39 protein-coding genes are annotated in these 23,473 nt (G+C 65.1%); 38 read left to right on the top strand and 1 reads right to left on the bottom strand.

The genetic code is table 11. The features are described from left to right. The first annotated feature begins 37 nt into the window (after positions 1 to 37). From tuf to U743_RS11125, 38 genes are all read left to right on the top strand, one after another. Complete coding sequence (gene tuf, locus U743_RS11305) at positions 38 to 1,228, top strand: elongation factor Tu (RefSeq protein ID WP_043768412.1); 1,191 nt, start codon at positions 38 to 40, stop codon at positions 1,226 to 1,228. 63 nt (positions 1,229 to 1,291) lie between these two features. Then, the gene (gene rpsJ, locus U743_RS11300) at positions 1,292 to 1,609 is read left to right on the top strand and encodes a 30S ribosomal protein S10 (protein ID WP_043768409.1); all 318 of its coding nucleotides are present in this window, start codon (positions 1,292 to 1,294) and stop codon (positions 1,607 to 1,609) included. A 20-nt stretch (positions 1,610 to 1,629) separates the two neighbouring features. Then, complete coding sequence (gene rplC / locus U743_RS11295) at positions 1,630 to 2,268, top strand: 50S ribosomal protein L3 (RefSeq protein ID WP_043768405.1); 639 nt, start codon at positions 1,630 to 1,632, stop codon at positions 2,266 to 2,268. 25 nt (positions 2,269 to 2,293) lie between these two features. Then, the gene (gene rplD / locus U743_RS11290; protein ID WP_043768402.1) at positions 2,294 to 2,896 is read left to right on the top strand and encodes a 50S ribosomal protein L4; all 603 of its coding nucleotides are present in this window, start codon (positions 2,294 to 2,296) and stop codon (positions 2,894 to 2,896) included. Beyond that, complete coding sequence (rplW, locus tag U743_RS11285) at positions 2,893 to 3,192, top strand: 50S ribosomal protein L23 (RefSeq protein WP_043768399.1); 300 nt, start codon at positions 2,893 to 2,895, stop codon at positions 3,190 to 3,192. The genes rplD and rplW overlap by 4 nt, the downstream gene beginning before the upstream one ends. 8 nt (positions 3,193 to 3,200) lie before the next feature. Continuing rightward, positions 3,201 to 4,040, top strand: a complete 840-nt coding sequence (gene rplB, locus U743_RS11280; RefSeq protein ID WP_043768396.1) for a 50S ribosomal protein L2 — start codon at positions 3,201 to 3,203, stop codon at positions 4,038 to 4,040. Between the two features lie 12 nt (positions 4,041 to 4,052). Continuing rightward, the gene (gene rpsS, locus U743_RS11275) at positions 4,053 to 4,325 is read left to right on the top strand and encodes a 30S ribosomal protein S19 (RefSeq protein WP_043768393.1); all 273 of its coding nucleotides are present in this window, start codon (positions 4,053 to 4,055) and stop codon (positions 4,323 to 4,325) included. A 2-nt stretch (positions 4,326 to 4,327) separates the two neighbouring features. Beyond that, positions 4,328 to 4,660 carry a 50S ribosomal protein L22 gene (rplV, locus tag U743_RS11270; RefSeq protein ID WP_043768390.1) on the top strand — a complete coding sequence of 111 codons (333 nt, stop codon included), beginning with the start codon at positions 4,328 to 4,330 and terminating at the stop codon, positions 4,658 to 4,660. A 17-nt stretch (positions 4,661 to 4,677) separates the two neighbouring features. After that, entirely contained in the window at positions 4,678 to 5,352 is a 675-nt protein-coding gene (gene rpsC, locus U743_RS11265) for a 30S ribosomal protein S3 (protein WP_043768387.1), read from the top strand. 14 nt (positions 5,353 to 5,366) lie between these two features. Further along, positions 5,367 to 5,780 (top strand): 50S ribosomal protein L16, encoded by a 414-nt coding sequence (gene rplP, locus U743_RS11260; protein WP_043768384.1) that lies wholly within the window; start codon positions 5,367 to 5,369, stop codon positions 5,778 to 5,780. Then, the gene (gene rpmC, locus U743_RS11255; protein ID WP_043768380.1) at positions 5,780 to 5,980 is read left to right on the top strand and encodes a 50S ribosomal protein L29; all 201 of its coding nucleotides are present in this window, start codon (positions 5,780 to 5,782) and stop codon (positions 5,978 to 5,980) included. The genes rplP and rpmC overlap by 1 nt, the downstream gene beginning before the upstream one ends. A 13-nt stretch (positions 5,981 to 5,993) precedes the next feature. Next, complete coding sequence (gene rpsQ / locus U743_RS11250; RefSeq protein ID WP_043768377.1) at positions 5,994 to 6,281, top strand: 30S ribosomal protein S17; 288 nt, start codon at positions 5,994 to 5,996, stop codon at positions 6,279 to 6,281. A gap of 10 nt (positions 6,282 to 6,291) precedes the next feature. Beyond that, complete coding sequence (rplN, locus tag U743_RS11245) at positions 6,292 to 6,657, top strand: 50S ribosomal protein L14 (protein WP_043768375.1); 366 nt, start codon at positions 6,292 to 6,294, stop codon at positions 6,655 to 6,657. 16 nt (positions 6,658 to 6,673) lie between these two features. Beyond that, on the top strand, positions 6,674 to 7,000 hold the full coding sequence (rplX, locus tag U743_RS11240) for a 50S ribosomal protein L24 (protein ID WP_043768373.1): 327 nt from the start codon (positions 6,674 to 6,676) through the stop codon (positions 6,998 to 7,000). Next, positions 6,993 to 7,556 carry a 50S ribosomal protein L5 gene (rplE, locus tag U743_RS11235; RefSeq protein ID WP_052367980.1) on the top strand — a complete coding sequence of 188 codons (564 nt, stop codon included), beginning with the start codon at positions 6,993 to 6,995 and terminating at the stop codon, positions 7,554 to 7,556. Before rplX ends, rplE begins: the two co-directional genes overlap by 8 nt. 13 nt (positions 7,557 to 7,569) lie before the next feature. Next, entirely contained in the window at positions 7,570 to 7,875 is a 306-nt protein-coding gene (gene rpsN, locus U743_RS11230) for a 30S ribosomal protein S14 (protein ID WP_043768372.1), read from the top strand. A 10-nt stretch (positions 7,876 to 7,885) separates the two neighbouring features. Then, positions 7,886 to 8,281, top strand: a complete 396-nt coding sequence (gene rpsH, locus U743_RS11225) for a 30S ribosomal protein S8 (protein ID WP_043768369.1) — start codon at positions 7,886 to 7,888, stop codon at positions 8,279 to 8,281. A 36-nt stretch (positions 8,282 to 8,317) separates the two neighbouring features. After that, the gene (gene rplF, locus U743_RS11220; RefSeq protein WP_043768364.1) at positions 8,318 to 8,848 is read left to right on the top strand and encodes a 50S ribosomal protein L6; all 531 of its coding nucleotides are present in this window, start codon (positions 8,318 to 8,320) and stop codon (positions 8,846 to 8,848) included. A gap of 18 nt (positions 8,849 to 8,866) precedes the next feature. After that, the gene (rplR, locus tag U743_RS11215; protein WP_043768361.1) at positions 8,867 to 9,226 is read left to right on the top strand and encodes a 50S ribosomal protein L18; all 360 of its coding nucleotides are present in this window, start codon (positions 8,867 to 8,869) and stop codon (positions 9,224 to 9,226) included. Between the two features lie 3 nt (positions 9,227 to 9,229). Beyond that, on the top strand, positions 9,230 to 9,763 hold the full coding sequence (gene rpsE, locus U743_RS11210) for a 30S ribosomal protein S5 (RefSeq protein ID WP_043768358.1): 534 nt from the start codon (positions 9,230 to 9,232) through the stop codon (positions 9,761 to 9,763). After that, entirely contained in the window at positions 9,756 to 9,947 is a 192-nt protein-coding gene (gene rpmD / locus U743_RS11205) for a 50S ribosomal protein L30 (RefSeq protein ID WP_043768355.1), read from the top strand. The genes rpsE and rpmD overlap by 8 nt, the downstream gene beginning before the upstream one ends. Positions 9,948 to 9,969: 22 nt before the next feature. After that, the gene (gene rplO, locus U743_RS11200; protein WP_043768353.1) at positions 9,970 to 10,416 is read left to right on the top strand and encodes a 50S ribosomal protein L15; all 447 of its coding nucleotides are present in this window, start codon (positions 9,970 to 9,972) and stop codon (positions 10,414 to 10,416) included. 38 nt (positions 10,417 to 10,454) lie between these two features. Then, complete coding sequence (gene secY / locus U743_RS11195) at positions 10,455 to 11,807, top strand: preprotein translocase subunit SecY (RefSeq protein WP_052367979.1); 1,353 nt, start codon at positions 10,455 to 10,457, stop codon at positions 11,805 to 11,807. Positions 11,808 to 11,830: 23 nt separating this feature from the next. Beyond that, entirely contained in the window at positions 11,831 to 11,944 is a 114-nt protein-coding gene (gene rpmJ, locus U743_RS18800) for a 50S ribosomal protein L36 (protein WP_084191496.1), read from the top strand. 435 nt (positions 11,945 to 12,379) lie between these two features. Beyond that, positions 12,380 to 12,745 (top strand): 30S ribosomal protein S13, encoded by a 366-nt coding sequence (gene rpsM, locus U743_RS11190; protein WP_043768350.1) that lies wholly within the window; start codon positions 12,380 to 12,382, stop codon positions 12,743 to 12,745. A 15-nt stretch (positions 12,746 to 12,760) separates the two neighbouring features. Next, the gene (rpsK, locus tag U743_RS11185; protein ID WP_043768347.1) at positions 12,761 to 13,153 is read left to right on the top strand and encodes a 30S ribosomal protein S11; all 393 of its coding nucleotides are present in this window, start codon (positions 12,761 to 12,763) and stop codon (positions 13,151 to 13,153) included. 11 nt (positions 13,154 to 13,164) lie between these two features. Then, complete coding sequence (rpsD, locus tag U743_RS11180) at positions 13,165 to 13,788, top strand: 30S ribosomal protein S4 (protein WP_043768344.1); 624 nt, start codon at positions 13,165 to 13,167, stop codon at positions 13,786 to 13,788. Between the two features lie 71 nt (positions 13,789 to 13,859). Continuing rightward, the gene (locus U743_RS11175; protein WP_043768341.1) at positions 13,860 to 14,837 is read left to right on the top strand and encodes a DNA-directed RNA polymerase subunit alpha; all 978 of its coding nucleotides are present in this window, start codon (positions 13,860 to 13,862) and stop codon (positions 14,835 to 14,837) included. Positions 14,838 to 14,859: 22 nt separating this feature from the next. Beyond that, the gene (gene rplQ / locus U743_RS11170) at positions 14,860 to 15,273 is read left to right on the top strand and encodes a 50S ribosomal protein L17 (RefSeq protein ID WP_043768337.1); all 414 of its coding nucleotides are present in this window, start codon (positions 14,860 to 14,862) and stop codon (positions 15,271 to 15,273) included. 73 nt (positions 15,274 to 15,346) lie between these two features. Further along, complete coding sequence (gene holA, locus U743_RS11165) at positions 15,347 to 16,387, top strand: DNA polymerase III subunit delta (RefSeq protein ID WP_198022014.1); 1,041 nt, start codon at positions 15,347 to 15,349, stop codon at positions 16,385 to 16,387. A gap of 47 nt (positions 16,388 to 16,434) precedes the next feature. After that, a complete protein-coding gene (locus U743_RS11160) occupies positions 16,435 to 17,670 on the top strand; it encodes a glutamate-5-semialdehyde dehydrogenase (RefSeq protein WP_043771962.1) in 1,236 nt (411 codons plus the stop codon). An 18-nt stretch (positions 17,671 to 17,688) separates the two neighbouring features. Continuing rightward, entirely contained in the window at positions 17,689 to 18,318 is a 630-nt protein-coding gene (gene nadD / locus U743_RS11155) for a nicotinate-nucleotide adenylyltransferase (RefSeq protein ID WP_043768334.1), read from the top strand. Positions 18,319 to 18,322: 4 nt separating this feature from the next. Further along, positions 18,323 to 18,679, top strand: a complete 357-nt coding sequence (rsfS, locus tag U743_RS11150; protein WP_043768330.1) for a ribosome silencing factor — start codon at positions 18,323 to 18,325, stop codon at positions 18,677 to 18,679. Position 18,680: 1 nt separating this feature from the next. Next, positions 18,681 to 19,151, top strand: coding sequence for a 23S rRNA (pseudouridine(1915)-N(3))-methyltransferase RlmH (gene rlmH / locus U743_RS11145; protein WP_043768326.1), 471 nt, complete (start codon positions 18,681 to 18,683; stop codon positions 19,149 to 19,151). A gap of 82 nt (positions 19,152 to 19,233) precedes the next feature. Beyond that, positions 19,234 to 19,809 carry a cytochrome b gene (locus U743_RS11140; protein ID WP_043768323.1) on the top strand — a complete coding sequence of 192 codons (576 nt, stop codon included), beginning with the start codon at positions 19,234 to 19,236 and terminating at the stop codon, positions 19,807 to 19,809. A 52-nt stretch (positions 19,810 to 19,861) separates the two neighbouring features. Beyond that, positions 19,862 to 20,407: a YceI family protein gene (locus U743_RS11135; RefSeq protein WP_043768321.1), complete on the top strand. Its 546-nt coding sequence runs from the start codon at positions 19,862 to 19,864 to the stop codon at positions 20,405 to 20,407. 42 nt (positions 20,408 to 20,449) lie between these two features. Next, positions 20,450 to 21,067, top strand: coding sequence for a YceI family protein (locus U743_RS11130; protein ID WP_043768319.1), 618 nt, complete (start codon positions 20,450 to 20,452; stop codon positions 21,065 to 21,067). Between the two features lie 114 nt (positions 21,068 to 21,181). Next, on the top strand, positions 21,182 to 22,510 hold the full coding sequence (locus U743_RS11125; protein ID WP_043768317.1) for a hypothetical protein: 1,329 nt from the start codon (positions 21,182 to 21,184) through the stop codon (positions 22,508 to 22,510). On the opposite strand, the gene U743_RS11120 is transcribed toward U743_RS11125, so the two are convergent. Next, entirely contained in the window at positions 22,507 to 23,457 is a 951-nt protein-coding gene (locus U743_RS11120) for a hypothetical protein (RefSeq protein ID WP_052367975.1), read from the bottom strand. The two genes, U743_RS11125 and U743_RS11120, sit on opposite strands and share 4 nt — an antisense overlap. Positions 23,458 to 23,473: the final 16 nt, after the last annotated feature.

Genomic DNA, 23,473 nt, shown 5'->3' with positions numbered 1-23,473 from the left:
TTGTCCCGACTAACAATACGTATCAGGAAGCAAGAAGATGGCCAAAGCAAAGTTCGAGCGCACGAAGTCCCACGTGAACGTGGGTACGATTGGGCACGTTGACCACGGCAAGACGACGCTGACTGCGGCGCTGACGGTATGTCAGGCGCGGAAGTGGGGTGGTGATGCGACCGCATTCGACATGATCGACAAGGCGCCGGAAGAGAAGGCGCGCGGCATCACGATTTCGACGGCGCACGTGGAGTACGAGTCGGAGAATCGTCACTACGCGCACGTTGACTGCCCTGGCCACGCCGACTACGTCAAGAACATGATCACCGGTGCTGCGCAGATGGATGGCGCGATTCTGGTGGTGTCCGCTGCTGATGGCCCCATGCCGCAGACGCGCGAGCACATTCTGCTGGCCCGTCAGGTGGGTGTGCCCTTCATTGTCGTGTTCCTGAACAAGGCCGACATGGTGGACGACGCCGAGCTTCTGGAACTGGTCGAGATGGAAGTTCGCGACCTGCTGAGCCAGTACGACTTCCCGGGCGACGACACCCCGATCATCACCGGCTCGGCGCTGAAGGCGCTGGAAGGCGACGAAGGCGAGTTTGGCGCGGAAGCCATCCAGAAGCTGATCGACGCCATGGACAGCTTCATTCCCGAGCCCGAGCGCGCGATTGACGGCGCCTTTCTGATGCCGGTTGAGGACGTCTTCTCGATTTCGGGTCGCGGCACCGTGGCCACCGGGCGCATTGAGCGCGGCGTGGTCAAGGTCGGCGACGAGATCGAGATTGTCGGCATCAAGAAGACCGTCAAGACCACGGTGACCGGTGTCGAGATGTTCCGCAAGCTGCTGGATCGTGGCGAAGCGGGCGACAACGTCGGCGTGCTGCTGCGCGGCACCAAGCGCGAAGAGATCGAGCGCGGCCAGGTGCTGGCGAAGCCGGGCAGCATTACCCCGCACACGCAGTTCGAGTGCGAGGTCTACATTCTCAAGAAGGAAGAGGGCGGACGTCACACGCCCTTCTTTGCCGGCTACCGGCCGCAGTTCTACTTCCGGACGACGGACGTCACGGGCAACGTGACGCTGCCGGAAGGTGCAGAAATGGTGATGCCGGGCGACAACGTCAACCTGAAGGTTGAGCTGATCGCACCGATCGCCATGGAAGATGGCCTGCGCTTCGCCATTCGCGAAGGTGGCCGCACCGTCGGCGCCGGCGTCGTGGCTAAGATCATCGCCTGAAGCGCTTCGGGGCATTCGCCCCGAGTCGCTTCCCGTTCTTTTTCATAACCGAGTCCAGCAAGCATGGCCGCAGCTAGCCAATCGATACGTATCCGGCTCAAGGCCTTCGATCATCGTTTGATCGATCGGTCGGCCCGCGAGATCGTGGAAACCGCCAAGCGCACAGGTGCGCTCGTGCGGGGGCCCATCCCGCTTCCGACCCGCCGTGAGCGCTACACGATCCTGGTATCGCCGCACGTCTACAAGGACGCGCGCGACCAGTACGAGATCCGCACGCACAAGCGGCTCATGCAGATCGTCGACCCGACCGAGAAGACCGTGGACGCCCTGTCCAAGCTCGATCTTCCGGCCGGTGTCGAGGTCCAGATCAAGCTCGGTTGAGGCGCGCGGGAGCCATAACTATGAGTATTGGAATTGTTGGCATCAAGCGCGGCATGACCCGCATCTTCACCGAGGATGGCCAGTCCGTTCCGGTGACGGTGATTGAGTGCGCGCCGAATCGCGTCACACGCCTTAAGACTGAGGAGAGCGACGGCTACCGCGCGATCCAGGTCACGGTTGGCGAGGCCAAGCCGCAGCGGCTGACCAAGGCTGAGCTCGGGCACTTCAAGACCGCCGGTGTCGCGCCGGGCACCGGTCTCTGGGAGATGCGCCTGGAAGAGGGCGAGGACACCGAGCTGCAGACCGGTGCGGAGATCCGCGTCGACGCCTTCGCGGAAGTCAAGGCAGTGGATGTGCGTGGCACCAGCATCGGCAAGGGCTTTGCCGGCACGGTCAAGCGCTGGGGCTTCGGCGGTGGTCGTGCCACGCACGGCAACTCGCTGTCGCACCGCACGCCGGGCTCGATCGGCCAGAACCAGTCGCCGGGCAGGGTGTTCAAGGGCAAGAAGATGTCCGGGCAGATGGGTAACGCCCGCGTCACGACGTTGAATCTGGACGTCGTCCGCGTCGATGCCGAGCGCAATCTGTTGCTCGTCAAAGGTGCGGTACCCGGGGCGAAGGGCGGCACGGTGATCGTGCGCCCGAGCAACCGCAGCTAGTCCGGACCGCGCAAAGGAAGCAATCATGGAATTGGCAAGCAACAAGGGCGGAAGTACGGTGCAGGTGGCGGATGCCGTCTTCGCCGCGGACTTCAACGAGGCCCTGGTGCATCAGGTCGTTACCGCCTACATGGCGGGTGCGCGCGCCGGCACGAAGGCGCAGAAGACGCGCTCGGACGTCAGCGGCGGCGGCAAGAAGCCCTGGCGGCAGAAGGGCACCGGACGTGCGCGCGCCGGCACCATCCGCAGCCCGCTGTGGCGGGGCGGCGGCGTTACCTTTGCGGCGCGGCCGCGCGACCATTCGCAGAAAGTGAACCGCAAGATGTATCGCGGCGCGTTGCGCAGCATCCTCTCTGAGCTGGGGCGGCGCGAGCACCTCATCGTCGTACCCGAGCTGGCATGCGACGGCAAGACCAAGAATCTGGCAGCCAAGCTCGCCGAGCTGGGTGCGACCAATGCGCTGATCATCGGCGAGTCGGTCGAGCAGCCGCTGTACCTGGCTGCGCGCAACCTGCCTGGAGTCGACGTGCTGGATGTCGAAGCCGTCAACCCGGTCAGTCTGCTGTCCCACGAGAAGGTGGTGGTCACCGAGGCCGCCATCCGCAAGTTCGAGGCCTGGCTGTCATGAATATCGACCGTCTGCACGAAATCATCCGGGCGCCGGTGATCTCCGAAAAGGGCAACCGCGCCGCCGAGGCACAGAACCAGATCGTGCTCAAGGTTGCGCGTGATGCGACCAAGCCGGAAATCCGCGAGGCCGTCGAGAAGCTCTTCGAGGTCCGCGTCACCGGTGTGAGCACCCTGAACGTCAAGGGCAAGACCAAGCGCTTCGGCCGCAGCATGGGCCGTCGCTCCGACTGGAAGAAGGCCTACGTCACCCTCGCCGAGGGTAGCGAGATCGACTTCCTCGGCTCCGCGAACTAGAGGCAAGCATGGCGATCCAGAAGAGCAAGCCGACATCGGCCGGGCGCCGTCACCAAGTCAAGGTCATCAACAAGGACCTGCACGGTGGTGGACCGCACGCGCCGTTGGTCGAGAAACAGTCGCGCACCGGCGGCCGTAACAACGCGGGCCGTATCACGACGCGTCATCGCGGCGGTGGCCATAAGCAGGCGTACCGCATCATCGACTTCAAGCGCGACAAGGACGGCGTGCCGGCCAAGGTCGAGCGCGTCGAACATGATCCCAATCGCAGCGCCCATATCGCGCTTTTGGTCTATGCGGATGGCGAGCGGAGGTATATCATTGCGCCGCGTCATCTGAAGGTTGGCGATGCCGTCTTCAGTGGCGAGTCCGCCCCGATCAAGCCCGGCTGCTGCCTGCCGCTGCGGAACATTCCGCTCGGTACGACCATTCACTGCATCGAGATGCGTCCCGGCAAGGGTGCGCAGATGGCCCGTTCCGCGGGTGCGGCGGTGCAGTTGGTGGCCCGCGAAGGTGGCTACGTGACATTGCGCATGCGCTCCGGCGAGATGCGCAAGATTTTCGCCGAGTGCCGCGCTGTCGTTGGCGAGGTCGGTAACTCGGAGCACAGCCTGCGCGTGCTGGGCAAGGCCGGCGCCAAGCGCTGGCAGGGCGTCCGCCCGACAGTGCGCGGCACGGTGATGAACCCGGTCGACCACCCGCACGGTGGTGGTGAAGGCAAGTCGGGGCAGGGCAACCCGCACCCGGTATCGCCGTGGGGTCAGCCGTCGAAGGGCTACAAGACGCGCAATAACAAGCGCACCAACCAGTTCATCGTGCGCAAGCGCACGGCGAAGAAGAAGAAGTAACGAGGTATCGCAATGCCACGTTCATTGAAGAAAGGTCCTTTCGTGGATCACCACCTGGCCAAGAAGGTCGATGAGGCGCAGGCCTCCCGTGTCAAGCGGCCGATCAAGACCTGGTCGCGTCGTTCGATGGTGACGCCGGATATGGTCGGTCTGACCATGCAGGTGCACAACGGGCGGCAGCATATGCCGGTCTTCGTCACTGAGAACATGGTCGGGCACAAGCTCGGTGAATTCGCTCCGACGCGGACCTTCAAGGGCCACGTCGCCGACAAGAAGGCACGTTGATCATGCAGACTCATTCCGTCCTGCGTTTTGCGCGACTGTCACCCCAGAAAGGGCGGCTCGTGGCCGACCAGGTCCGCGGCAAGCCCGTGGACCAGGCGCTGTCGCTGCTGCGCTTTTCGAACAAGAAGGCGGCTGGCGTGATCCGCAAGGTGCTCGAGTCGGCGATTGCCAACGCCGAGAACAATTTCGGCGCCGACGTCGATGAGCTGCGGATCTCCGAGATCATGGTGGACGCAGGACCGCAGATCAAACGCATGATGCCGCGCGCCAAGGGCCGCGCCGACCGCATTGTGAAGCCGACCAGTCATATCACGATCCGCGTCGCGGACCAGTAAGCGCAGGACGAGAACCCATGGGTCATAAAGTACATCCGAACGGCTTCCGCCTGGGTATCACGACCAAGTGGACGTCGAACTGGTACGCCGAGCGCGATGCCTACCGCGAGCAGCTCGCCACCGATATCGAGGTGCGCGACTTCGTGCGCAAGCGCCTGGCCAAGGCTTCGGTTTCGCGCGTGCAGATCGACCGTCCGTCCAAGTCGGCGCGCCTGACGATCCACACCGCGCGTCCGGGCATCGTCATCGGCAAGAAGGGCGAGGACATCGAGAAGCTCAAGCAGGACATCGCCGTGCGCATGGGCCTGCGTGCCGACGCCGTGCATGTCTCGGTCGAAGAGATTCGCAAGCCCGAGCTCGACGCCTATCTCATCGCCGAGTCGGTCGCCCAGCAGCTGGAGCGCCGCATCATGTTCCGTCGCGCCATGAAGCGCTCGGTGCAGAACGCCATGCGCATCGGCGCCGGCGGCATCAAGATCCAGGTCTCCGGCCGCTTGAATGGCGCCGAGATCGCGCGCACCGAGTGGTATCGCGAGGGTCGCGTTCCGCTGCATACCCTGCGCGCGCATATCGACTACGGGCTGGCCGAAGCGCACACGACCTACGGAATCATCGGGGTCAAGGTTTGGGTCTTCAACGGCGAGCAGTTCGAAGCCGAGAAGCCTGCCGAAACCGCTGAAGCCGCCAGCTAAGGAGAGTACGCGCCATGATGCAACCCAAGCGCACCAAGTACCGCAAGCAGCAAAAGGGCAAGAACCGTGGTCTTGCGCAGCGCGGTAACAAGGTCTCCTTCGGCGAGTACGGCCTGAAGTGCCTGGAGCACGGTCGGCTGACCGCGCGCCAGATCGAGGCCGCGCGCCGTGCCATCAACCGTCACGTCAAGCGCGGCGGTAAGCTCTGGATCCGCGTCTTTCCGGACGTCCCGGTCACGACCAAGCCGCTCGAAGTCCGCATGGGCAAGGGCAAGGGCAATGTCGAGTACTGGGCCGCCAAGGTGCAGCCCGGTCGCATGATCTACGAGATGGAAGGTGTGTCAGAAGAAGTCGCACGGGAGGCCTTCCGCCTCGCCGCTGCAAAGCTGCCCATCAAGTGCGAATTCGTCAACCGGACGATCATGTGATGAAAGCCAAGGAATACGTCAACAAGCTCGACGGCAAGGACGCCGAAGGCCTGCGCGAGGAGCTCGAAGCCCTGCGCAAGGAACAGTTCAATCTGCGCATGCAGGCCGCGACCGGTCAGCTGACGCAGCACCACCGCGTGCGCGAGGTGCGACGCAACATCGCGCGTGTCAAGACCACCATGCGCACTGCGAAGGCCTGAGGAAGTAGTCACGATGTCGGACAATCAGCAAGAAAGTGGTGCGCAGCGGCTCCTTTATGGCCGTGTGGTCTCGGACAAGATGGACAAGACCGCCACGGTTCTCATCGAGCGCCGCGTGCAGCACAAGCTCTACAACAAGTACATCCGTCGGTCGACGCGACTGAAGGTGCACGACGCCGAAAACAGCGCGCGCATCGGGGACCTTGTGGCCATTCGTTCTTGCCGCCCGGTTTCCAAGGACAAGCACTTCACGCTCGTCGACGTGGTTGACCGCGACATCGACCTGTCCGCAGCCGGCTGAGGCCCCGTCCATGATCCAACAGGAATCCACACTTCTGGCCGCCGACAACAGCGGCGCCAAGCTCGTCCAAGTGATACGCGTTCAGGGCTCCACCGGTCGTCGCTATGCCCACGTCGGTGATGTCGTCAAGGTCAGCGTCAAGGACGCGATCCCGCGCGGCAAGGTCAAGAAGGGCGAAGTGCACAACGCGGTGGTCGTGCGCACGCGGCATCCGGTGCGTCGCAACGACGGCTCCGCGATTCGCTTCGACACCAATGCGGCCGTGTTGCTCGACAACAAGGGCGACCCCATCGGCACACGTATTTTTGGGCCGGTCACGCGTGAGCTGCGTGCCAAGTACATGCGCATCATTTCGCTCGCCCCAGAAGTGCTCTGAGGCAGGCAGGAAGATCATGAAGAGAATTCGTACGGGCGACGATGTCGTCGTCACAGCAGGTAAGGACAAGGGACGTCGCGGCACCGTCTCGCGCTTGGTCGACGACCAGCGCGTGGTTGTCGAGGGCGTCAACATCGCCAAGAAGCACCAGAAGCCGGATCCCAACGCCGGCGTCCCGGGCGGCGTCGTGGACAAGGAGATGCCGCTGCATATCTCCAACGTGATGCTGTGGAACGCCAAGGCCGAAAAAGGCGATCGCATCGGTTTCCGCGTTGAGGGCGAGGGTGACAAGGCACGCAAGGTGCGCTACTTCAAGAGCAACGGCGAGGTGGTCGATGTCTGAGCAGGCTGAAAACAAACGCGTTCCGAACCTGCAGGCTCAGTACCGCGACACGATCCGCGGTGAGTTGCAGAAGCAGATCGGCTGCAACATCAATGCCGTGCCTCGCGTGGTCAAGGTCACGCTCAATATGGGCGTGGGCGAGGCCGTGCGCGATCGCAAGGTACTGGAGCACGCCGTCTCCGACCTCACCGCCATCGCCGGCCAGAAGCCGATGATTACCAAGGCGCGCAAGGCGATCGCGGGCTTCAACATCCGCGAGGACTTTCCGATCGGCACGATGGTGACGCTGCGCGGCAGCCGCATGTACGAGTTCCTCGAGCGGCTGATTCACGTTGGTATGCCGCGTATGCGCGACTTCCGCGGCATTCCCGCGCGCGGCTTCGACGGCAGTGGCAATTTCAATTTCGGGATCAACGAGCAGATCATCTTCCCGGAGATCGATTACGACCGGGTCGACAAGATTCGTGGCATGAACATCACGATTTCGACCTCCGCCCGCAACGATAAGGAAGGCCGCATGCTGCTCGATGCCTTCGGCTTCCCCTTCCGCAAGTAGAGCGACGACAGGCATGGCAAAGAAAGGCATGGTGAACCGCGAGCAGAAACGTACGAAGCTCGTGGCCAAGTACGCAAAGAAGCGCGCAGAGCTGAAGCGCATCATCGCTTCCGAGAACTCGAGTTTCGAGGAGAAGCAGGATGCGGTGGTGAAGCTGCAGAAGCTGCCGCGCGACTCCAGCCCGGCCCGCCAGCGCAATCGCTGCGCGATCACCGGGCGGCCGCGGGGCGTCTACCAGAAATTCGGTCTCGGCCGAAACAAGCTGCGCGAGGCCGCGATGAACGGCGAAGTTCCCGGTCTCAAGAAAGCGAGCTGGTAGGAGAACGACGATGAGCATGAGCGATCCCATCAGCGACTTCCTGACCCGCATCCGCAACGCGCAGGCGGCGGGCAAGCGCACCGTCACCGCGCCGGCTTCCAAGCTGAAGCTTCATCTTGGCGAGGTCCTCAAGTCCGAGGGCTACATCAATGATGTAGGCGTGTCGGGCGAAGGCGCGGAAGCTGTCGTCACGGTCACCCTCAAGTATTTCGGGGGCAAGCCGGTCATCGAGCGCCTCGACCGCGCCAGCAAGCCTTCGCTGCGGATGTTCCGCGGCAAGGACGAGCTTCCCAGCGTCATGGGCGGTCTCGGTGTGGCCATCGTCTCGACCTCGCGCGGTCTGCGCACTGATCGTCAGGCCCGTGCCGAAGGCATTGGCGGCGAAGTGCTCTGTTACGTCGCCTAGCGCGACCTCCATTCCTTTTTTGCAGGACATCGCAACATGTATCGAGTCGCAAAAGCGCCGATCACCGTTCCCAAGGGTGTCGAGGTCTCGATCAACGGCCGCGACGTGCAGGTCAAGGGCAGCAAGGCGACCCTGACCATGACACTGAACGCTGGTGTCGACATTGAGCTGGAAGGTGACCAGCTGCGCGTGGCGGAAGCAAGCGCGGAGAAGGATCCGGCGATGGCCGGCACCGTCCGCGCGAATCTCAACAACATGGTCACCGGCGTGACCGCCGGCTTCGAGCGCAAGCTCCAGCTGGTCGGTGTCGGTTATCGCGCTCAGGCGCAGGGCAAGCAGATCACGCTCTCGCTGGGTTATTCGAACCCGGTGGAATACGCCTTGCCCGAAGGGGTGAGCGCGCAGACGCCGACGCAGACAGAGATTGTGGTATCCGGTTCCGACCGCCAGGCCGTAGGCCAGGTCGCTGCCGAGATCCGCGCCCTGCGTCCGCCGGAACCGTACAAGGGCAAGGGGGTGCGCTATGAAGGTGAGCGCATCGTCATGAAGGAAGCCAAGAAGAAGTAGCGCCTCAGGATCCAAGCCATGCAAGCAAAGAAGATCAACCGCCAGCGGCGCGCCCGCAAGGCGCGGGCCAAGATCCGGCTCCAGGGGCACTATCGCCTCTGTATCAACCGGACCCCGCGTCACATCTATGCGCAAATCATTGCGCCCGATGCTGCGCACACCGTCGTCGCTGCCTCGACCACAGAGAAGACGATCGCCCAGGCGCTCGAGAATGGCACCGGCAATGTCGCCGCGGCCGCTCAAGTAGGCGCCGAGATCGCACGTCGCGCGAAGGAGCAGGGCATCAGCTCGGTTGCCTTTGACCGCTCCGGCTTCAAGTACCACGGGCGCGTCAAGGCGCTCGCCGATGCCGCGCGCGAAAACGGATTGGAGTTTTAAACGATGGCCAAGCAGGACAACCAGTACGACGGCGGTCAGGGCAGCGACCTCGCAGAAAAGCTGATCACCATCAATCGCGTCTCGAAGACGGTGAAGGGCGGCAAGCAGTTTGCCTTTACGGCCCTGACCGTGGTCGGCGACGGTCAAGGTCGCGTCGGTTTTGGCTATGGCAAGGCCCGTGAGGTTCCCGTTGCCATCCAGAAGGCGATGGAGCGCGCGCGCAAGACCATGGTCAGCGTCGCGCTCAACGAGGAAACGGTGCAGCACGCCATTGAGGGTAGTCACGGCGCCACCCGCGTACTCGTGCGTCCGGCCTCAAGTGGTACCGGCGTCATCGCCGGTGGTGCCATGCGCGCGGTATTCGAGGTTGCCGGCGTGCACAACGTGCTCGCCAAGAGCTATGGCTCGCGCAATCCGATCAACCTCGTTCGCGCCACCATCAACGCGCTGTCAGCGATCCGTCTGCCCGAGGAAGTGGCCGCCAAGCGCGGCAAGTCCGTCGAGGAAATCACCGGTCGGGAGGTGACTCATGGCTGAGACAAGGAAGATCCGCGTCACGCTGACGGGGTCGCTTATCGGGCGCCTCAAGCAGCACAGGAACAACGTCAACGGCCTCGGCCTGCGCAAAATCGGCGATAGCCGCGAGATTCTCGCCACGCCCGCGAATATGGGCATGGTGCGCAAGGCCGAATTTCTCCTGAAGGTCGAGGAACTGCAGTAACACTGCTCCGGGATTACGCCTTATGAAACTGAATGATATCCATCCCGCTGCGGGCTCCAAGACGGCCCGCAAGCGTGTCGGCCGCGGCATCGGCTCAGGTCTGGGCAAGACCGGCGGTCGCGGTCACAAGGGCCAGCACGCGCGCTCGGGCGGCTACAACAAGGTCGGCTTCGAGGGCGGTCAGATGCCGCTGCAGCGCCGTCTTCCGAAGCGGGGTTTTGCCTCGATGGCCGCTGGCGACTGCGTCGAGCTGCGCCTCTCCGATCTGGAGCGCTGCGGTCTCGATAGCATCGATCCTGCGGCCCTCAAGGACAAGGGCTTGGTGCCGCGCGGCATCAACCGCATCAAGGTCATCGCCACGGGCAGCATCAGCCGCAAGGTGACGCTGACCGGTATCGGTGCCAGCAAGGGCGCCCGTGCGGCCATCGAAGCCGCCGGCGGCAGCGTAGCCGACAAGCCGGCCGGCTGATTCGGTAACCGACCCAGCATCCCAGCGAAGCGAACTTCATGGCCCGCAATCCGCAGAATCCCGCCGGCGCCGCTGCGCCGAGCATGAAGCCGGACCTCTCCAAGCTGGGGGAGGTGCGCTCGCGCCTGCTCTTCGTGCTGGGCGCGCTCGTCGTGTACCGCATCGGTACGTTCATTCCCGTCCCCGGTATCGACCCGGTACAGATGGCACAGCTCTTCGAGCAGCAGCGTGGCTCGATCCTGGACATGTTCAACATGTTCTCCGGCGGCGCGTTGGAGCGACTGTCGATCTTCGCGCTGGGCGTGATGCCGTATATCTCCGCCTCCATCATCATGCAGCTGCTTACGGCGGTGGTTCCTACGTTGAAGGAGCTGCGCAAAGAAGGCGAGCAGGGTCGCAAGCAGATTACGCGCTACACGCGTTACGGCACGCTGGTGCTGGCTGGTTTCCAGTCCATCGGCGCCTCGGTGGCGCTGCAGAACTCGGGTGTATCCATCAGCCCGGGCATCGGCTTCATCTTCGTGGCGGCTGTGTCGCTGACCACGGGCACGATGTTCCTCGTCTGGCTGGGCGAGCAGGTTACCGAGCGCGGCATCGGCAACGGCATCTCCATACTGATCTTCGCCGGCATCGTCGCGGGGCTGCCCTCGGCGCTGGGCTCCATCGCTCAGCTGACCAGTGAAGGCGAGATGAGCGCCTTCCAGGTACTGATCATCATGGTGCTGGCGGTTGGTGTGACCTGGTTCATTGTGTTCATGGAGCGCGCTCAGCGTCGCATTCCCGTGCAGCACGCCAAGCGTCAACAGGGTCGCCGCGTCTTCGCAGCGCAGACCCAGCACCTGCCGCTGAAGGTCAACATGGCCGGCGTCATTCCGCCCATCTTCGCTTCCAGCATCATTCTCTTTCCGGCCTCGATGATCCGCTTCTTCGGAGAAGCCGGTTCCGGGACGATGGGCGCCATCGCGAATACGCTATCGCCGGGGCAGCCGATCTACATACTGCTCTACGCGAGCATGATCATCTTCTTCTGCTTCTTCTACACGGCGCTGGTCTTCGATTCCAAGGACACCGCCGACAACTTGAAGCGTTCCGGTGCATTCATCCCCGGTATTCGTCCCGGACTGCAGACGGGCCAGTACATCGACACTGTGCTAACGCGCCTGACCGTAGTGGGTGCGGCCTATATCACCGCCATCTGTCTGATGCCGGAAATCCTGTATTCGCAGTGGAGCGTGCCCTTCTACTTCGGCGGCACCTCGCTGCTGATCGTCGTCGTCGTGGCGATGGACTTCATGTCGCAGCTGCAGGCGCATCTGATGTCGCATCAGTACGACAGCGTGCTGAAGAAAGCCAACCTCAAGTCCATCGGCCGGGCCGGCACCGTCCGCTGAGCCGATTTTCAGGAAACCGCATCATGAAAGTAAGAGCCTCCGTAAAGAAGATCTGCAGAAACTGTAAGGTGATCAACCGCAACGGTTCCGTGCGCGTCATCTGCACCGACGCCCGCCACAAGCAGCGGCAGGGGTGAGCGAAATTTTCGTGTCCAGTGAACACGAAAATTTCGCGAACGCCGCGGCCAGGACGGCCGCGGCCGGGTCACTTAGTGAGCGCAGGAAGCGCGAACTTAGTGACCGCGGCGGCCGTTCGCACGACGTTACCAATGAGGCCGGTCAGAAGGCCCGGGCTGGGGCACTTGGCGAGGTCCGGAAGACCGAGCTTAGTGCCCGCGGCGGCCGTTGGCACGAGATTTCCAATGTCGCGCGCCCGACGGCGGCGGCAGGGACAAGTTCCCGCGCCAGCCGCTCGCACAACGCACCGGCCCAGGCTGTGAAGTTGCGAGCAGAAAGATGACCTTGGACCGGTTCGGCAGCGTTGCCCGAGCCGTGCATTTTGATTTCGAGCCCGTTTCGTTTACAATCCGGCGCCTTTTTCAGCGCCGCTGTTAGTCAGGAGTTTTCCACGCATGGCCCGTATTGCAGGCATCAATGTTCCGGCGAACAAGCACGCGGTGATCGCGTTGCAGTCGATCTACGGCATCGGCAATACCCGCGCGCGCCAGATTTGCGCGACCGCCGGCGTGGATCCGGCACAGCCGATCAAGCAGCTCACCGAAGCCGAACTTGAAGCGCTGCGTGGCGCCGTCGGCAGCTACAGCGTGGAGGGCGATCTGCGTCGTGAGATCTCGATGAATATCAAGCGTCTGGTCGATCTCGGCTGTTATCGCGGGTTGCGCCACAAGCGCGGCCTGCCGGTCCGCGGCCAGCGCACCCGTACCAACGCCCGTACCCGCAAGGGCCCGCGCCGCGCTATCGCCGGCAAGAAGAAGTAAGGCTGAAGCATACCCATGGCAACTCCGAATACCTCGACGAAGCGCAAGCGCGTCAAGAAGAACATCACCGACGGTGTCGCGCACGTGCACGCCAGCTTCAACAACACGATCATCCTGATCTCCGACCGCCAGGGCAATGCGCTGGCCTGGTGCACCGCCGGAGCCTGCGGCTTCCGCGGTTCGCGCAAGTCGACGCCCTTCGCCGCGCAGGTCGCAGCCGAGCGCGCCGGGCAGGGCGCGGCAGAGCACGGCGTCAAGAATCTCGAGGTCTTCGTTAACGGCCCGGGCCCGGGCCGCGAGTCGGCGGTTCGTGCGCTGAATTCCGCAGGTTTCAAGATCACCAACATCACAGACGTTACGCCGATCCCGCACAACGGCTGCCGTCCGCCGAAGCGTCGCCGCGTCTAGGGAGCACAGATATGGCCAAGTACACCGGACCCAAGTGCAAGCAGTCCCGCCGCGCCGGCACCGATCTCTTCACCAAGGGACGCGGGCGCGCGCTGGACACCAAGTGCAAGCTCGACACTCCGCCAGGGCAGCAGGGCGGTGGTCGACGCCAGCGCCTGTCGGACTATGCGTTGCAGCTGCGCGAGAAGCAGAAGCTGCGCCATATGTACGGCGTGCTCGAGAAGCAGTTCCGTAATTACTATCTCAAGGCGCAGCAGCGCAAGGGCTCCACGGGCGTTCTGTTGCTGCAGATGCTGGAGTCGCGGCTGGACAACGTCGTCTATCGCATGGGCTTCGGCGCCACGCGGGCCGAGGCGCGCCAGCTGGTCAACCATAAGGCGATCAGCGTCAACGGCGTGACCGTCAATATCCCGTCCTACCAAGTGCGTGAGGGCGATATCGTCGAGGTCCGCGAGAAGGCCCGCCAGCAGTCGCGCATCGTCGAGTCGCTGTCGATTGCCTCCCAGGTCGGTTTCCCGGAATGGGTGCAGGTTGACGAGAAGGGCCTCAAGGGGACTTTCAAGGCGGCCCCGGAGCGCGACCAGATCCTTCCGGACATCAACGAGAACCTGGTCGTAGAGCTCTACTCCAAGTAAGTGGTACGCCGCCTCCGGCGGTTTCCCTTTGTCGGGGAATTCATTCGATTTTCGCGAGGTAGTACGCGTCCATGCAGGGTCAAGTTTCCGATTTGCTGAAACCCCGTAACATCAATGTCGAGACGATCAGCGCCTATCGCGCGCGCGTCGAGCTCGAGCCGATGGAGCGCGGTTTCGGCCACACGCTGGGCAATGCGCTGCGGCGCATCCTGCTTTCCTCCATTCCTGGCGCCGCGGTTACCGAGGTGCAGATCGAGGGCGTCGTGCATGAGTACGCTGCTCTTGAGGGTGTGCAGGAGGATGTCATCGACATCCTGCTCAACATCAAGAATCTCGCGCTGCGTCTGAACGCTCGTGACGAGGCCACTCTGACGCTGAAGAAGTCCGGCAGCGGCCCAGTGACCGCGGGCGACATCACGCTGGATCACGACGTCGAGATCATCAATCCCGAGCTCGAGATCGCCAATCTCACCGGCGGCTCGCTGGATATGACGCTGCATGTCACGCGTGGTCGCGGTTATCAGCCCGTGACTCAGCGCGGTGATGACGACGACGGCGCGACCATTGGTCAGCTTCGCCTCGATGCCAGCTATAGCCCGGTGCGTCGCGCCAGCTACAGCGTCGAGCGTGCCCGTGTCGAGCAGCGCACGGATCTTGACAAGCTGGTGCTGGACGTTGACACCAACGGCTGCATCGATCCCGCCGAGGCGGTCCGGCTGGCAGCGCGGATCCTGCGTGACCAGCTCTCCGTCTTCGTCGACCTCGAAGCCGAGGCCGAGGAAGCCGGCGAAGCGCAGCGCAAGGAAGTGAATCCGCTGCTGCTGCGGCCGATCGACGATCTCGAACTGACGGTGCGCTCCGCGAACTGCCTGAAGGCCGAGAGCATCTACTACATCGGTGACCTCGTGCAGCGCAAGGAAACCGAGCTGATGAAGACGCCGAACCTCGGCAAGAAGTCGCTCAACGAGATCAAGGATGCGCTGGCAAGCAAGGATCTCGAGCTTGGCATGACTCTCGAGAACTGGTCCCCGCCCAAGACCACCGCCTGAATCCCGGAAGGAAGCAGACAACATGCGTCACAGAAAGGCCAATAAGCGCGTCGGTTCTCATACCGGCCATCACAACGCGAACCTGCAGAGCCTGAGCAACGCGCTGCTGCGTCACGAGATCATCCGAACCACCGTGCATCGCGCCAAGGTGCTGCGCCGTCACGCCGAGCCGCTGATCACGCGCGCGAAGACCGATTCTGTTGCCAATCGCCGGCTGGTCTTCTCGCGTCTGCGAGACCGCGAGATGGTCCAGAAGCTCTTCAACGATATCGGCCCGCGCCATGCGGAGCGTCCGGGCGGCTATTTGCGCATCATCCGCTGCGGCTTTCGCCCCGGTGACAATGCGCCCATGGCGTATATCGAACTGGTCGACCGCCGCGAGCGCCAGAACGCCGAAGCTACCGAGCAGAAGCAGCCTGAGGCCGTCGAGGCCTGATCGGGCGCTGCCGTCCCGTCGTATCCCGAAGGCCGGCCTTGCGCCGGCCTTTTCTTTGGGTGAGAGTCGCCGCATGCCAATCCGTCCCGACCAGCTTGATTCCGCGTTGCGCACGCCGCGGCGCGTGTGGATCGTGGCGGGAGAGGAGCCGCTGCTGGTTGAGGAATCGGCCGATCGAGTGCGCAGCGCGCTGCGCGCCGAAGGCTTCGCCGAGCGCGAACAGATTCCAGCAGAGGGCAAAGGAGACTGGGACGCGCTGCACGCAACCCTGAGCGCGCCCTCGCTCTTTGCCAGTCAGCGTATCGTCGAAATGCGCTGCGATAGCCTGGACGGCCGCGCTGCGGCGGCGCTGAAGGGAGCGGCAGCACATGCCGGCGGGGACGCCGCTCTGCTGTTGATCAGCGGGGCGCTGGATGTGCGCGCGCGCAAGACCAAGTGGTATAGCGAGCTCGATCGCGATTTCGGGCTGGTCTACGCCTGGCGCGTCGATAGCCAAGAGTTCCCTCGTTGGATCGAGCAACGCCTGCAGGCGCGCGGGTTGCGAGGCAGTCGCGAAGCCGTTGCGGCAATCGCCAGCTGCAGCGAAGGCCATCTGCTGGCCGCCGCTCAGCTCATCGAGCAGTTGCGCGCCCTGCAGGGCAGGGAGTCGGCGCCGCTGGAGGCCGACGCGGTCTGGGCGCTGGGGGCGGATATGGCACGCTTCGACCCCTTCTCCCTGATGGACCGCGTCTTCGCCGGTGACGGTGCCGGGGCAGTGCGGGCGGCGCGCAGCCTGCGCCGCGGTGGCACCGAGCTGCCCGCCATCACCGGCGGGCTGGCCTTCGTGCTGCGGCAATGGCACCAGGCCCAGGGCGCCTACGCGCGCAGCGGTGACGTGCGCGCGGCCACTAAGGCTGCGCACATCTACGGCCCGCGCGCCCAGTCGCTGGAGCGCGCGCTTGTGCGCAGCCGCGCCGGGCACCTGCAGGGGCTGATGCGCTGGCTGGCCGAGATCGATAGCGCGGCCAAGCGGGGTCAGGCGGCGGCCGCCTGGGACGACCTGCTAACATGGTGCGGCGTCGCCAGCGGCGCGATTTCACCGGGATTCCTTCCCCGCTCACTATGCAAGACCTAGCCGTGGCTGCCGACAACGCACCCTCCAGTTCATCTGCCGAGCAGCGCATGCGCGGTGTCGGCCAGCGAGCCCGCGCGGCCGCGCCCGAGATCGCGCGTGCCGATACCGGGACCAAGAACGCCGTCCTCTTCCGCATGGCCGAGGCCTTGCTTGAGAACTGCGATCGCATCTTGGCCGCCAACGCCCGCGACATGAAGGCCGCGCGCGCGAATGCGCTCGACGCGGCGCTGCTCGAACGCCTCGAGTTGAATAACGAGCGCGTCGAGGCCATGGCCGAGGGCGTGCGTCAGGTCGCGGAGCTTCCGGATCCCATCGGGGCCATCCATGAGCTGCAGCGCCGTCCCTCCGGCATTGAGGTCGGGCGCATGCGCGTGCCGCTGGGCGTTGTCGGCATCGTCTATGAATCACGACCGAATGTCACCGCCGATGCCGCCGCGCTCTGCATCAAGAGCGGCAATGCCTGCGTGCTGCGTGGTGGCTCGGAGGCGCTGGAATCCAATCGCATCATCGGCGAGATCGTGGGCTCGGCGCTACGCGCAACCGGGCTACCGGCCGATACGGCGCAGGTGGTTGACTTCACGGACCGTGACGCCGTTGCTGCCATGCTGACCATGCCCGAGTACATCGACGTGCTGATTCCGCGGGGTGGCCGGGGCCTGGTTGCCTTCGTGGCCGAGCACGCGCGCGTGCCGGTGATCAAGCATCTGGACGGCATCTGCCACGTTTACATCGATGCCGAGGCTGATCCGGACAAGGCACTTGCCATCGCCGTCAACGCCAAGACCCAGCGCTACGGCGTCTGCAACGCCATGGAGACGCTGCTCGTCGATGCCGCCGTGGCTGAGCGCATGCTGCCCGAGATTGCGCGCGCACTGGCGCCCTACGAAGTCGAGCTGCGTGGTTGCCCGCGCAGCTGCAATATCCTCCCGGGCATCGACGCGGCCAGCGAAAGCGACTGGCGGAGCGAGTATCTTGCGCCGGTGCTTTCGGTGGCGGTGGTCGACGGCCTGGACGGGGCCATCGCGCACATCGCGCGCTACAGCTCGGCACACACCGAGGCCATCGTCACCGAGAACTACAGCCACGCGCGTCGCTTCCTGCGCGAGGTGGACTCGGCCTCTGTCATGGTCAATGCTTCGACGCGCTTCGCGGACGGCTTCGAGTACGGGCTGGGTGCCGAGATCGGCATCAGCACCGACAAATTCCACGCGCGCGGTCCGGTCGGCCTTGAGGGGCTGACCTCGCAGAAGTGGGTCGTCTACGGCGACGGCCAGGTGCGCTGAGCCTATGCGCTTCTCCGGGTGATCGGCCTCTACGGCGGGACCTTCGCGCCCGTGCACAACGGCCATCTTCGCTTCGCGATCGAGGCCGGTGAGCGGCTCGGGCTCGATGCGGTACACCTTCTGGCCTGCGCACAGCCGCCGCATCGCGCCGTACCCGCCATCGATGGGCAGCGCCGCCACGATTGGCTCGTGCGTGCCGTTGCCGGCACGCCGCGCCTGGTGGCTGACGATGACGAACTGCAGCGTGAAGGACCCTCCTACACCGTCGATACGCTGGCGCGCGCACGCGAGCGGTTTCCGGATCAGACGCTGCTGTGGTTGCTGGGCGCCGACGCCTTCAACAGCCTGCACAGCTGGCATCGCTGGGAGGCGCTGTTCGAGCAGGCGCATCTGGTCGTGGCGGCGCGCCCAGGCCACCCGCTAGCGCCGGATCCGGCGGTGGCGGCCTATCCGCGTGTCGACTGCGCTGCCCTGCGTGAGCAGCCGGCCGGCTGCTGGCACGCGCTGGAAATTCCCGAGCTGGAGATATCCTCCAGCGGGATTCGTCGCCGCCTGCACGACGGCGGCTGCCTGCGCGGTCTGGTTCCGGACCGGCTGCTGGATCATCTCGACGCGCAGGATCGCGCCGACCTTGCCGAGCTTGCATGAGGCTATGACCGATACTCTGATCGATACCGTGGTGGGGGCCCTGGAAGATCTCAAGGGCGAGCAGATCACCCGCCTGCACGTGGCGCCGCTGACCACCATCACCGACGACATGGTGCTTTGCACCGGTAGCTCCAGCCGTCACGTCCAGTCGCTGGCGCAACGCGTGGTGGAGGACGCCAAGAAGCACGGCGTGCAGCCGCGCGGCGTCGAAGGCATTAGTCGGGCCGAATGGGTGCTCGTCGACCTCGGCACCGTGGTCGTGCACGTTATGCAGGCGCAGATGCGCGCGCTCTATCAACTCGAGAAGCTCTGGGATCTACCCGGCCCCGAGGCGCGCGACGAGGCCGCCAGCGGCGACTGAGGTGCGCATCCGCATCGCCGCGGTGGGCACACGCATGCCCGATTGGACGCAGGCGGCCGTTGAGGAGTACACCCGCCGCATGCCGGCCGAGTGCCGCGTGGAGCTGGCGCCGGTGGCCGCCGCACCGCGTCCGAAGAAGCCCGATACCGCCCGCATCAAGCGCGACGAGGCTGCCCGGCTGCGCGCGCAGATTCCCGAGGGCGCGCTGCTGGTCGCCCTGGATGAGGGCGGGCGCGCCTGGAGCACGCGCCAGCTCGCGGCCGGCCTGGAAGGCTGGATGGCTGATGGCCGTGACGTCTGCATGCTGATTGGCGGCGCCGACGGGCTGGATGCGGAGTTGCTGAGCGCTGCCGATCTCCGCCTGTCGCTGAGCGCCTTGACGCTGCCGCACGCGATGGCGCGGGTGCTTCTGGTCGAAGCGCTTTACCGCGCCTGGAGCGTGGTCGCCGGCCACCCCTACCATCGCGGCTGAAGCGGATCATTCAGTTGGATTGAAGCCGGACAGGCAAAGCTTCCGCTTGTCCGCCGGAGCCGGCCCCCCTACTGTGAAGCGCATGTCGCAGCAAAGCCCCCACGCCACCGCATCCACGCGCTACGGAGCAGTCGCCCAGATCTTCCACTGGCTGACCGCGGTCGGCGTGATAGCGAGCTTCACCATCGGCCTGATCATGGTCGACATGGCCTTCTCACCACTGCAGCTCAAGCTTTACTCGTGGCACAAGTGGGTTGGCGTGTGCATCTTCATGCTGCTGTTTCTGCGCCTGGGCTGGCGGCTATGGCACCCGGCGCCGCCGCTGCCGGCGTCGACGCCGCCCTGGCAACGCCACGCCGCTCATCTGACGCACTGGGCGCTCTACGCGCTGCTGCTGATCATTCCGCTGAGCGGCTGGCTGATGAGTTCGGCCAAGGGCTTTTCCACGGTGGTCTTCGGCGTGCTGCCACTGCCCGATCTGCTTGACCAGCACGAAGCCCTGGGCGATCGGCTGGCCGTATTGCACTGGTGGCTGAACAAGACGCTGCTGGCGCTGGTCATTCTGCATGTGGCCGCAGCGCTCAAGCATCAATTCGTTGATCGCGATGGCCTGCTGTGGCGCATGCTCCCAGGTCGCCGCCCGCAAGGAGATTGCTGAGATGTCCACCCAAGAGACCCATGAAACGCCCCGTAGGCACCTTTGGAGGGCGTTGCTGGTACTGCTCGCCGTCGGTATCGTTCTGCCCCCGGCCGATGCGCAGAAGCCACTGTCGGTACAGCAGTCCGACAGCGAGATCACCTTCCAGGTCACCCAGATGGGCGTGACCGTGCGCGGCGGCTTCTCCGACTGGGAGGCCGACATCGCGATCGACGAGGCCAAACCGGAGGACAGCAGCGCACGCTTGATCGTGCACACGGCTTCCATCGACACCGGTCACAGCGATACCGATCGCGAGGTCAAGAAGAAGAACTGGCTGGCCGTTGAGCAGTTCCCCGAGGCCGTCTTCGAGGCCGAGCGCGTCACGCGACGCGGCGATGGTCAGTGGCTTGCCGAAGGACCATTGCGCATCCGCGACGTCAGCCGCGACATCGAGGTTCCCTTCACCTTGGAGCGCCTGGACGACGACCGCTTGCGAATGAAAGGAACTTTCAGCATCAAGCGCGCGGACTACGACGTCGGCGGTGGCGCCTGGGGCGACTTCGATGTCGTCGCCAACGAGGTTCGTATCGATTTCACTCTCGTGGCCGCACCCTGAGGCGCAGCCATCGTCATCACGCACTGTTTCAGGAGATTACGCATGAACATCGCTAAATCGCTGACCACTGGCCTGGCCGGCATCGCCCTTCTCGCTGCCGGCAGCGCCGTAGCCGAAGATGCCAAGCCGAAGGCCGGCACCTATCAGATCGACAATACACACACCTTCGCCTTCTTCGAGCTCAGCCACCTCGGCCTGAGCAACTTCAAAGGTCGCTTCGACGATATCGAGGGTACGGTCGACTTCCACCCCGACAAGGGCGAGGGCCGCGTCGAGGTCATCATCGACGCCGCTTCCGTGAACTCCGGCGTCGCCGATCTCGACAAGCACCTGCGCAATGAGGATTTCTTTCAGGTCGAGAAATACCCTGAGATCCGCTTCGTCGGCGACGAATTCGAGATCAGCAAGGGCAAGGTTCTGGCCGTGTCCGGCGAACTGACGCTGCTGGGCGTGACACGGCCTGTGACGCTGCAGTTCAGCAATTTCAACTGCATCGAGCACCCCATGGCGCGCGTGCCGGCCTGCGGCGGCAACGCCCATACCCGCATCAAGCGCAGTGACTTCGGCATGGACGCCTACGTCCCGGCCGTCGGCGATATGGTGCGGCTGAGCATCGAGGTCGAGGCACTGCAGCCGAAGGACGAGAATAAGGACGGCTGAGCCCGGATTTCATCGCGGCTCGGAACGAGGCCCCGCCACGCGGGGCCTTTTTCGTTTCGACGAACGATCGGGATCGGCTAGGCTTGGCGCGGTCTGCTGGGGGAGGGATACATCGTGAGCGAGGCAGCGCAGCGCCTGCAGGGCGCCTACGCCATCATCAGTGGCGACGACGACGCCGACCGCATCTGCGACGCCATTCCGGATAGCGCCTGCCGTCAGGCGCCGCGCAACTACATGCTGAATCTGGCCAACGGCGCGGCCAGCAAGCTCGCCGAGCAGCTGGCCGGGCCGCGCCTGGTGCTGCCCTGGCTGCTGGGCGCGGCTGGTGCGCCCGCCATGGCCGTTTCCGCGCTGATGCCCATCAAGCAGGCAGCCAGTCTGTTGCCGCAACTGCTGGTCTCCGGCGCGCTGCGTGCTCGGCCGCGGCGCAAGGGCTTCTGGGTGGCGGCGGGCTGTCTGCAGACGCTGTGCCTGCTGCTGATGTTGCCCGCTATGCTGGGGCTGGCACCCGGGCCGATGGCGCTGGCCGTGCTGGGCCTGCTCGCCGTCTTCTCCATGGCCAGCGGCGTGGCCTCGGTAGCCTTCCAGGACGTGCTGGCCAAGACCATCGGCAAGGGCGTACGCGGCGGACTGCTCGCCAATCGCGCCATGGTGGGGGGCCTGCTCGCGCTGGGCGCGGGGTTGGGTATCAAGCTGTTCAGCGAGGGCGAGGCAGGTGATATCGCCGTCGTCGGATTGCTGGGTGGCGCGGCGCTGCTCTGGCTGCTGGCCGCGCTCTGCTTCGCTTTCATCGTGGAGGCCGCTGGCGCCACCGACGGGGGGCGCAACCCGGTAGATGAAACGCGGGCCGGCATCGCGCTCACGCGTGGCGAGCCGCTCTATCGGCGCTATCTCGGCGTGCGTTTCCTGCTCTTGCCGGTGGAGCTGGCGGCGCCGCTATTCGTACTGCTTGCCCAGACCGACAGCGGGGTAGGGCTGCTGGGGCTGCTTGTGGCGGCCATGGCGCTGGCCGATGTCTTCAGCAGCCGCATCTGGGGCGGGCTGGCTGATCGCCATGCTGGCAGCGTGCTGGCACTTTCCGGTGCCGCCGGCGCGGCCAGTGCTGTCCTGCTGCTGCTCATGCAGCTGCTGCCGGGGCTGCCGACGGCCACGCTGGCCTTGCCCTTCGTGCTGCTGGGCATCGCCGAGGCCGGAGTGCGCCTCGGCCGCAAGACTTGGCTGGTGGACGCTGCCGCGGCTTCGGCGAGGCCGACGGCGGTGGCCTTCGGCAACACAGCCACAGGCGTGGCGGCGCTCGTGTTCAGCGGGCTGGGCGTCTTCGGGCTGCTGGGTGCGGCAGCGCCGGTGGCTGCTGTCGCCGCGTTGGCGGCGGTGGGTGGGCTGCTGGCGCTGGGCCTGCCGGCTGAAGCCAAGATCGGCGGCGAGGACAGCGCCGCGCGCTAGTGCGTGGCAGTGGCTGCCGCGGCCTGCAGCAGCCGCAGGTTGTAGCGCATCACCTGCGCCAGCGGCGCGTAGCCGAAGCCCTGGCCATCGGCCAGCGGCGTCGTCGCTGCGGCAGTGACCAGGGCGGTGAAGGCGGTCTCGTCGTCGCTGGCGGCGCCCAGCAGGGTGTCGTCGGGGCGCTCGCTGCGCGTCTGCTGCAGGAAATCGAGCAGCGCCTCGATACGCAGGCGCTCGGTGAGCTGGTCCTCGCCGAGCGCCTGGCGGGCGTGTTCGACGGGGTGCACATCGCGCGTGACGATGGCGGTGATGCGCCCGTCGGACTGCAGCGTGGCCACCGGCTCCTGCAGGTCGGCGCCGCCGGCGTTGACGGCGGCCACGTAGCGCAGGAAGTCGTCGCGGAAGCGGTCCGGGCGCAGCACGGTGGTCAGCGTCGGCGGGCCGGGCAGCTGAGCGGCGGCATCGACATGCAGCAGCATGGTGCGCAGTTCCATCAGGCCACGGCCGCCGAGCCGGTCGTCGTCGGTGCGCAGCCCGTCGTATAGGCGATAGATCGCCCTGGACAGCGCCGAATGCAGCGGCTCGCGCCCGCCCTCGGAGGCGGTGATGGCCGCCGCCAGGGCCTGGCCCGAATCCGCCCATACTTCGGCATCGCCCGCCTCGGCCAGCGCCGGATGCATGGCGACCAGGGCGTCGAATACGTCGGCATCGTGCGGCTCGGCGAAGCGCTCCTCCAGACCGAAGCGCAGCGCGCGCAGTGCAGCCAGCGCGGCCCGCAGCAGTACCCAGATGGCCGCGGCGCGCGGCAGGGCGGCGGCGGTTGCCGTGGCCAGAGCGTCCCGGGCCGGGTTCTGGCCGTCGTGCAGGACGCCGTCGAGATCGGCGTAGATCTGCCGCGCCAGCTCGGCGGCGAAATCGTGCGGGTGAACTTCCTCGTCGCTGGGGGGCATGGCTCTTCCTGGGCGC

It is taken from the genome of Algiphilus aromaticivorans DG1253, from assembly GCF_000733765.1.
Classification (GTDB): domain Bacteria; phylum Pseudomonadota; class Gammaproteobacteria; order Nevskiales; family Nevskiaceae; genus Algiphilus; species Algiphilus aromaticivorans.
This window is presented reverse-complemented; position numbering and strand designations above follow the sequence as displayed.

Bases quoted from the DNA above. Each gene is read 5' to 3' on its own strand.
- tuf (WP_043768412.1), top strand. From the start codon at position 38: ATGGCCAAAGCAAAGTTCGAGCGCACGAAGTCCCACGTGAACGTGGGT.
- rpsJ (WP_043768409.1), top strand. From the start codon at position 1,292: ATGGCCGCAGCTAGCCAATCGATACGTATCCGGCTCAAGGCCTTCGAT.
- rplC (WP_043768405.1), top strand. From the start codon at position 1,630: ATGAGTATTGGAATTGTTGGCATCAAGCGCGGCATGACCCGCATCTTC.
- rplD (WP_043768402.1), top strand. From the start codon at position 2,294: ATGGAATTGGCAAGCAACAAGGGCGGAAGTACGGTGCAGGTGGCGGAT.
- rplW (WP_043768399.1), top strand. From the start codon at position 2,893: ATGAATATCGACCGTCTGCACGAAATCATCCGGGCGCCGGTGATCTCC.
- rplB (WP_043768396.1), top strand. From the start codon at position 3,201: ATGGCGATCCAGAAGAGCAAGCCGACATCGGCCGGGCGCCGTCACCAA.
- rpsS (WP_043768393.1), top strand. From the start codon at position 4,053: ATGCCACGTTCATTGAAGAAAGGTCCTTTCGTGGATCACCACCTGGCC.
- rplV (WP_043768390.1), top strand. From the start codon at position 4,328: ATGCAGACTCATTCCGTCCTGCGTTTTGCGCGACTGTCACCCCAGAAA.
- rpsC (WP_043768387.1), top strand. From the start codon at position 4,678: ATGGGTCATAAAGTACATCCGAACGGCTTCCGCCTGGGTATCACGACC.
- rplP (WP_043768384.1), top strand. From the start codon at position 5,367: ATGATGCAACCCAAGCGCACCAAGTACCGCAAGCAGCAAAAGGGCAAG.
- rpmC (WP_043768380.1), top strand. From the start codon at position 5,780: ATGAAAGCCAAGGAATACGTCAACAAGCTCGACGGCAAGGACGCCGAA.
- rpsQ (WP_043768377.1), top strand. From the start codon at position 5,994: ATGTCGGACAATCAGCAAGAAAGTGGTGCGCAGCGGCTCCTTTATGGC.
- rplN (WP_043768375.1), top strand. From the start codon at position 6,292: ATGATCCAACAGGAATCCACACTTCTGGCCGCCGACAACAGCGGCGCC.
- rplX (WP_043768373.1), top strand. From the start codon at position 6,674: ATGAAGAGAATTCGTACGGGCGACGATGTCGTCGTCACAGCAGGTAAG.
- rplE (WP_052367980.1), top strand. From the start codon at position 6,993: ATGTCTGAGCAGGCTGAAAACAAACGCGTTCCGAACCTGCAGGCTCAG.
- rpsN (WP_043768372.1), top strand. From the start codon at position 7,570: ATGGCAAAGAAAGGCATGGTGAACCGCGAGCAGAAACGTACGAAGCTC.
- rpsH (WP_043768369.1), top strand. From the start codon at position 7,886: ATGAGCATGAGCGATCCCATCAGCGACTTCCTGACCCGCATCCGCAAC.
- rplF (WP_043768364.1), top strand. From the start codon at position 8,318: ATGTATCGAGTCGCAAAAGCGCCGATCACCGTTCCCAAGGGTGTCGAG.
- rplR (WP_043768361.1), top strand. From the start codon at position 8,867: ATGCAAGCAAAGAAGATCAACCGCCAGCGGCGCGCCCGCAAGGCGCGG.
- rpsE (WP_043768358.1), top strand. From the start codon at position 9,230: ATGGCCAAGCAGGACAACCAGTACGACGGCGGTCAGGGCAGCGACCTC.
- rpmD (WP_043768355.1), top strand. From the start codon at position 9,756: ATGGCTGAGACAAGGAAGATCCGCGTCACGCTGACGGGGTCGCTTATC.
- rplO (WP_043768353.1), top strand. From the start codon at position 9,970: ATGAAACTGAATGATATCCATCCCGCTGCGGGCTCCAAGACGGCCCGC.
- secY (WP_052367979.1), top strand. From the start codon at position 10,455: ATGGCCCGCAATCCGCAGAATCCCGCCGGCGCCGCTGCGCCGAGCATG.
- rpmJ (WP_084191496.1), top strand. From the start codon at position 11,831: ATGAAAGTAAGAGCCTCCGTAAAGAAGATCTGCAGAAACTGTAAGGTG.
- rpsM (WP_043768350.1), top strand. From the start codon at position 12,380: ATGGCCCGTATTGCAGGCATCAATGTTCCGGCGAACAAGCACGCGGTG.
- rpsK (WP_043768347.1), top strand. From the start codon at position 12,761: ATGGCAACTCCGAATACCTCGACGAAGCGCAAGCGCGTCAAGAAGAAC.
- rpsD (WP_043768344.1), top strand. From the start codon at position 13,165: ATGGCCAAGTACACCGGACCCAAGTGCAAGCAGTCCCGCCGCGCCGGC.
- U743_RS11175 (WP_043768341.1), top strand. From the start codon at position 13,860: ATGCAGGGTCAAGTTTCCGATTTGCTGAAACCCCGTAACATCAATGTC.
- rplQ (WP_043768337.1), top strand. From the start codon at position 14,860: ATGCGTCACAGAAAGGCCAATAAGCGCGTCGGTTCTCATACCGGCCAT.
- holA (WP_198022014.1), top strand. From the start codon at position 15,347: ATGCCAATCCGTCCCGACCAGCTTGATTCCGCGTTGCGCACGCCGCGG.
- U743_RS11160 (WP_043771962.1), top strand. From the start codon at position 16,435: ATGCGCGGTGTCGGCCAGCGAGCCCGCGCGGCCGCGCCCGAGATCGCG.
- rsfS (WP_043768330.1), top strand. From the start codon at position 18,323: ATGACCGATACTCTGATCGATACCGTGGTGGGGGCCCTGGAAGATCTC.
- U743_RS11140 (WP_043768323.1), top strand. From the start codon at position 19,234: ATGTCGCAGCAAAGCCCCCACGCCACCGCATCCACGCGCTACGGAGCA.
- U743_RS11130 (WP_043768319.1), top strand. From the start codon at position 20,450: ATGAACATCGCTAAATCGCTGACCACTGGCCTGGCCGGCATCGCCCTT.
- U743_RS11120 (WP_052367975.1), bottom strand. From the start codon at position 23,457: ATGCCCCCCAGCGACGAGGAAGTTCACCCGCACGATTTCGCCGCCGAG.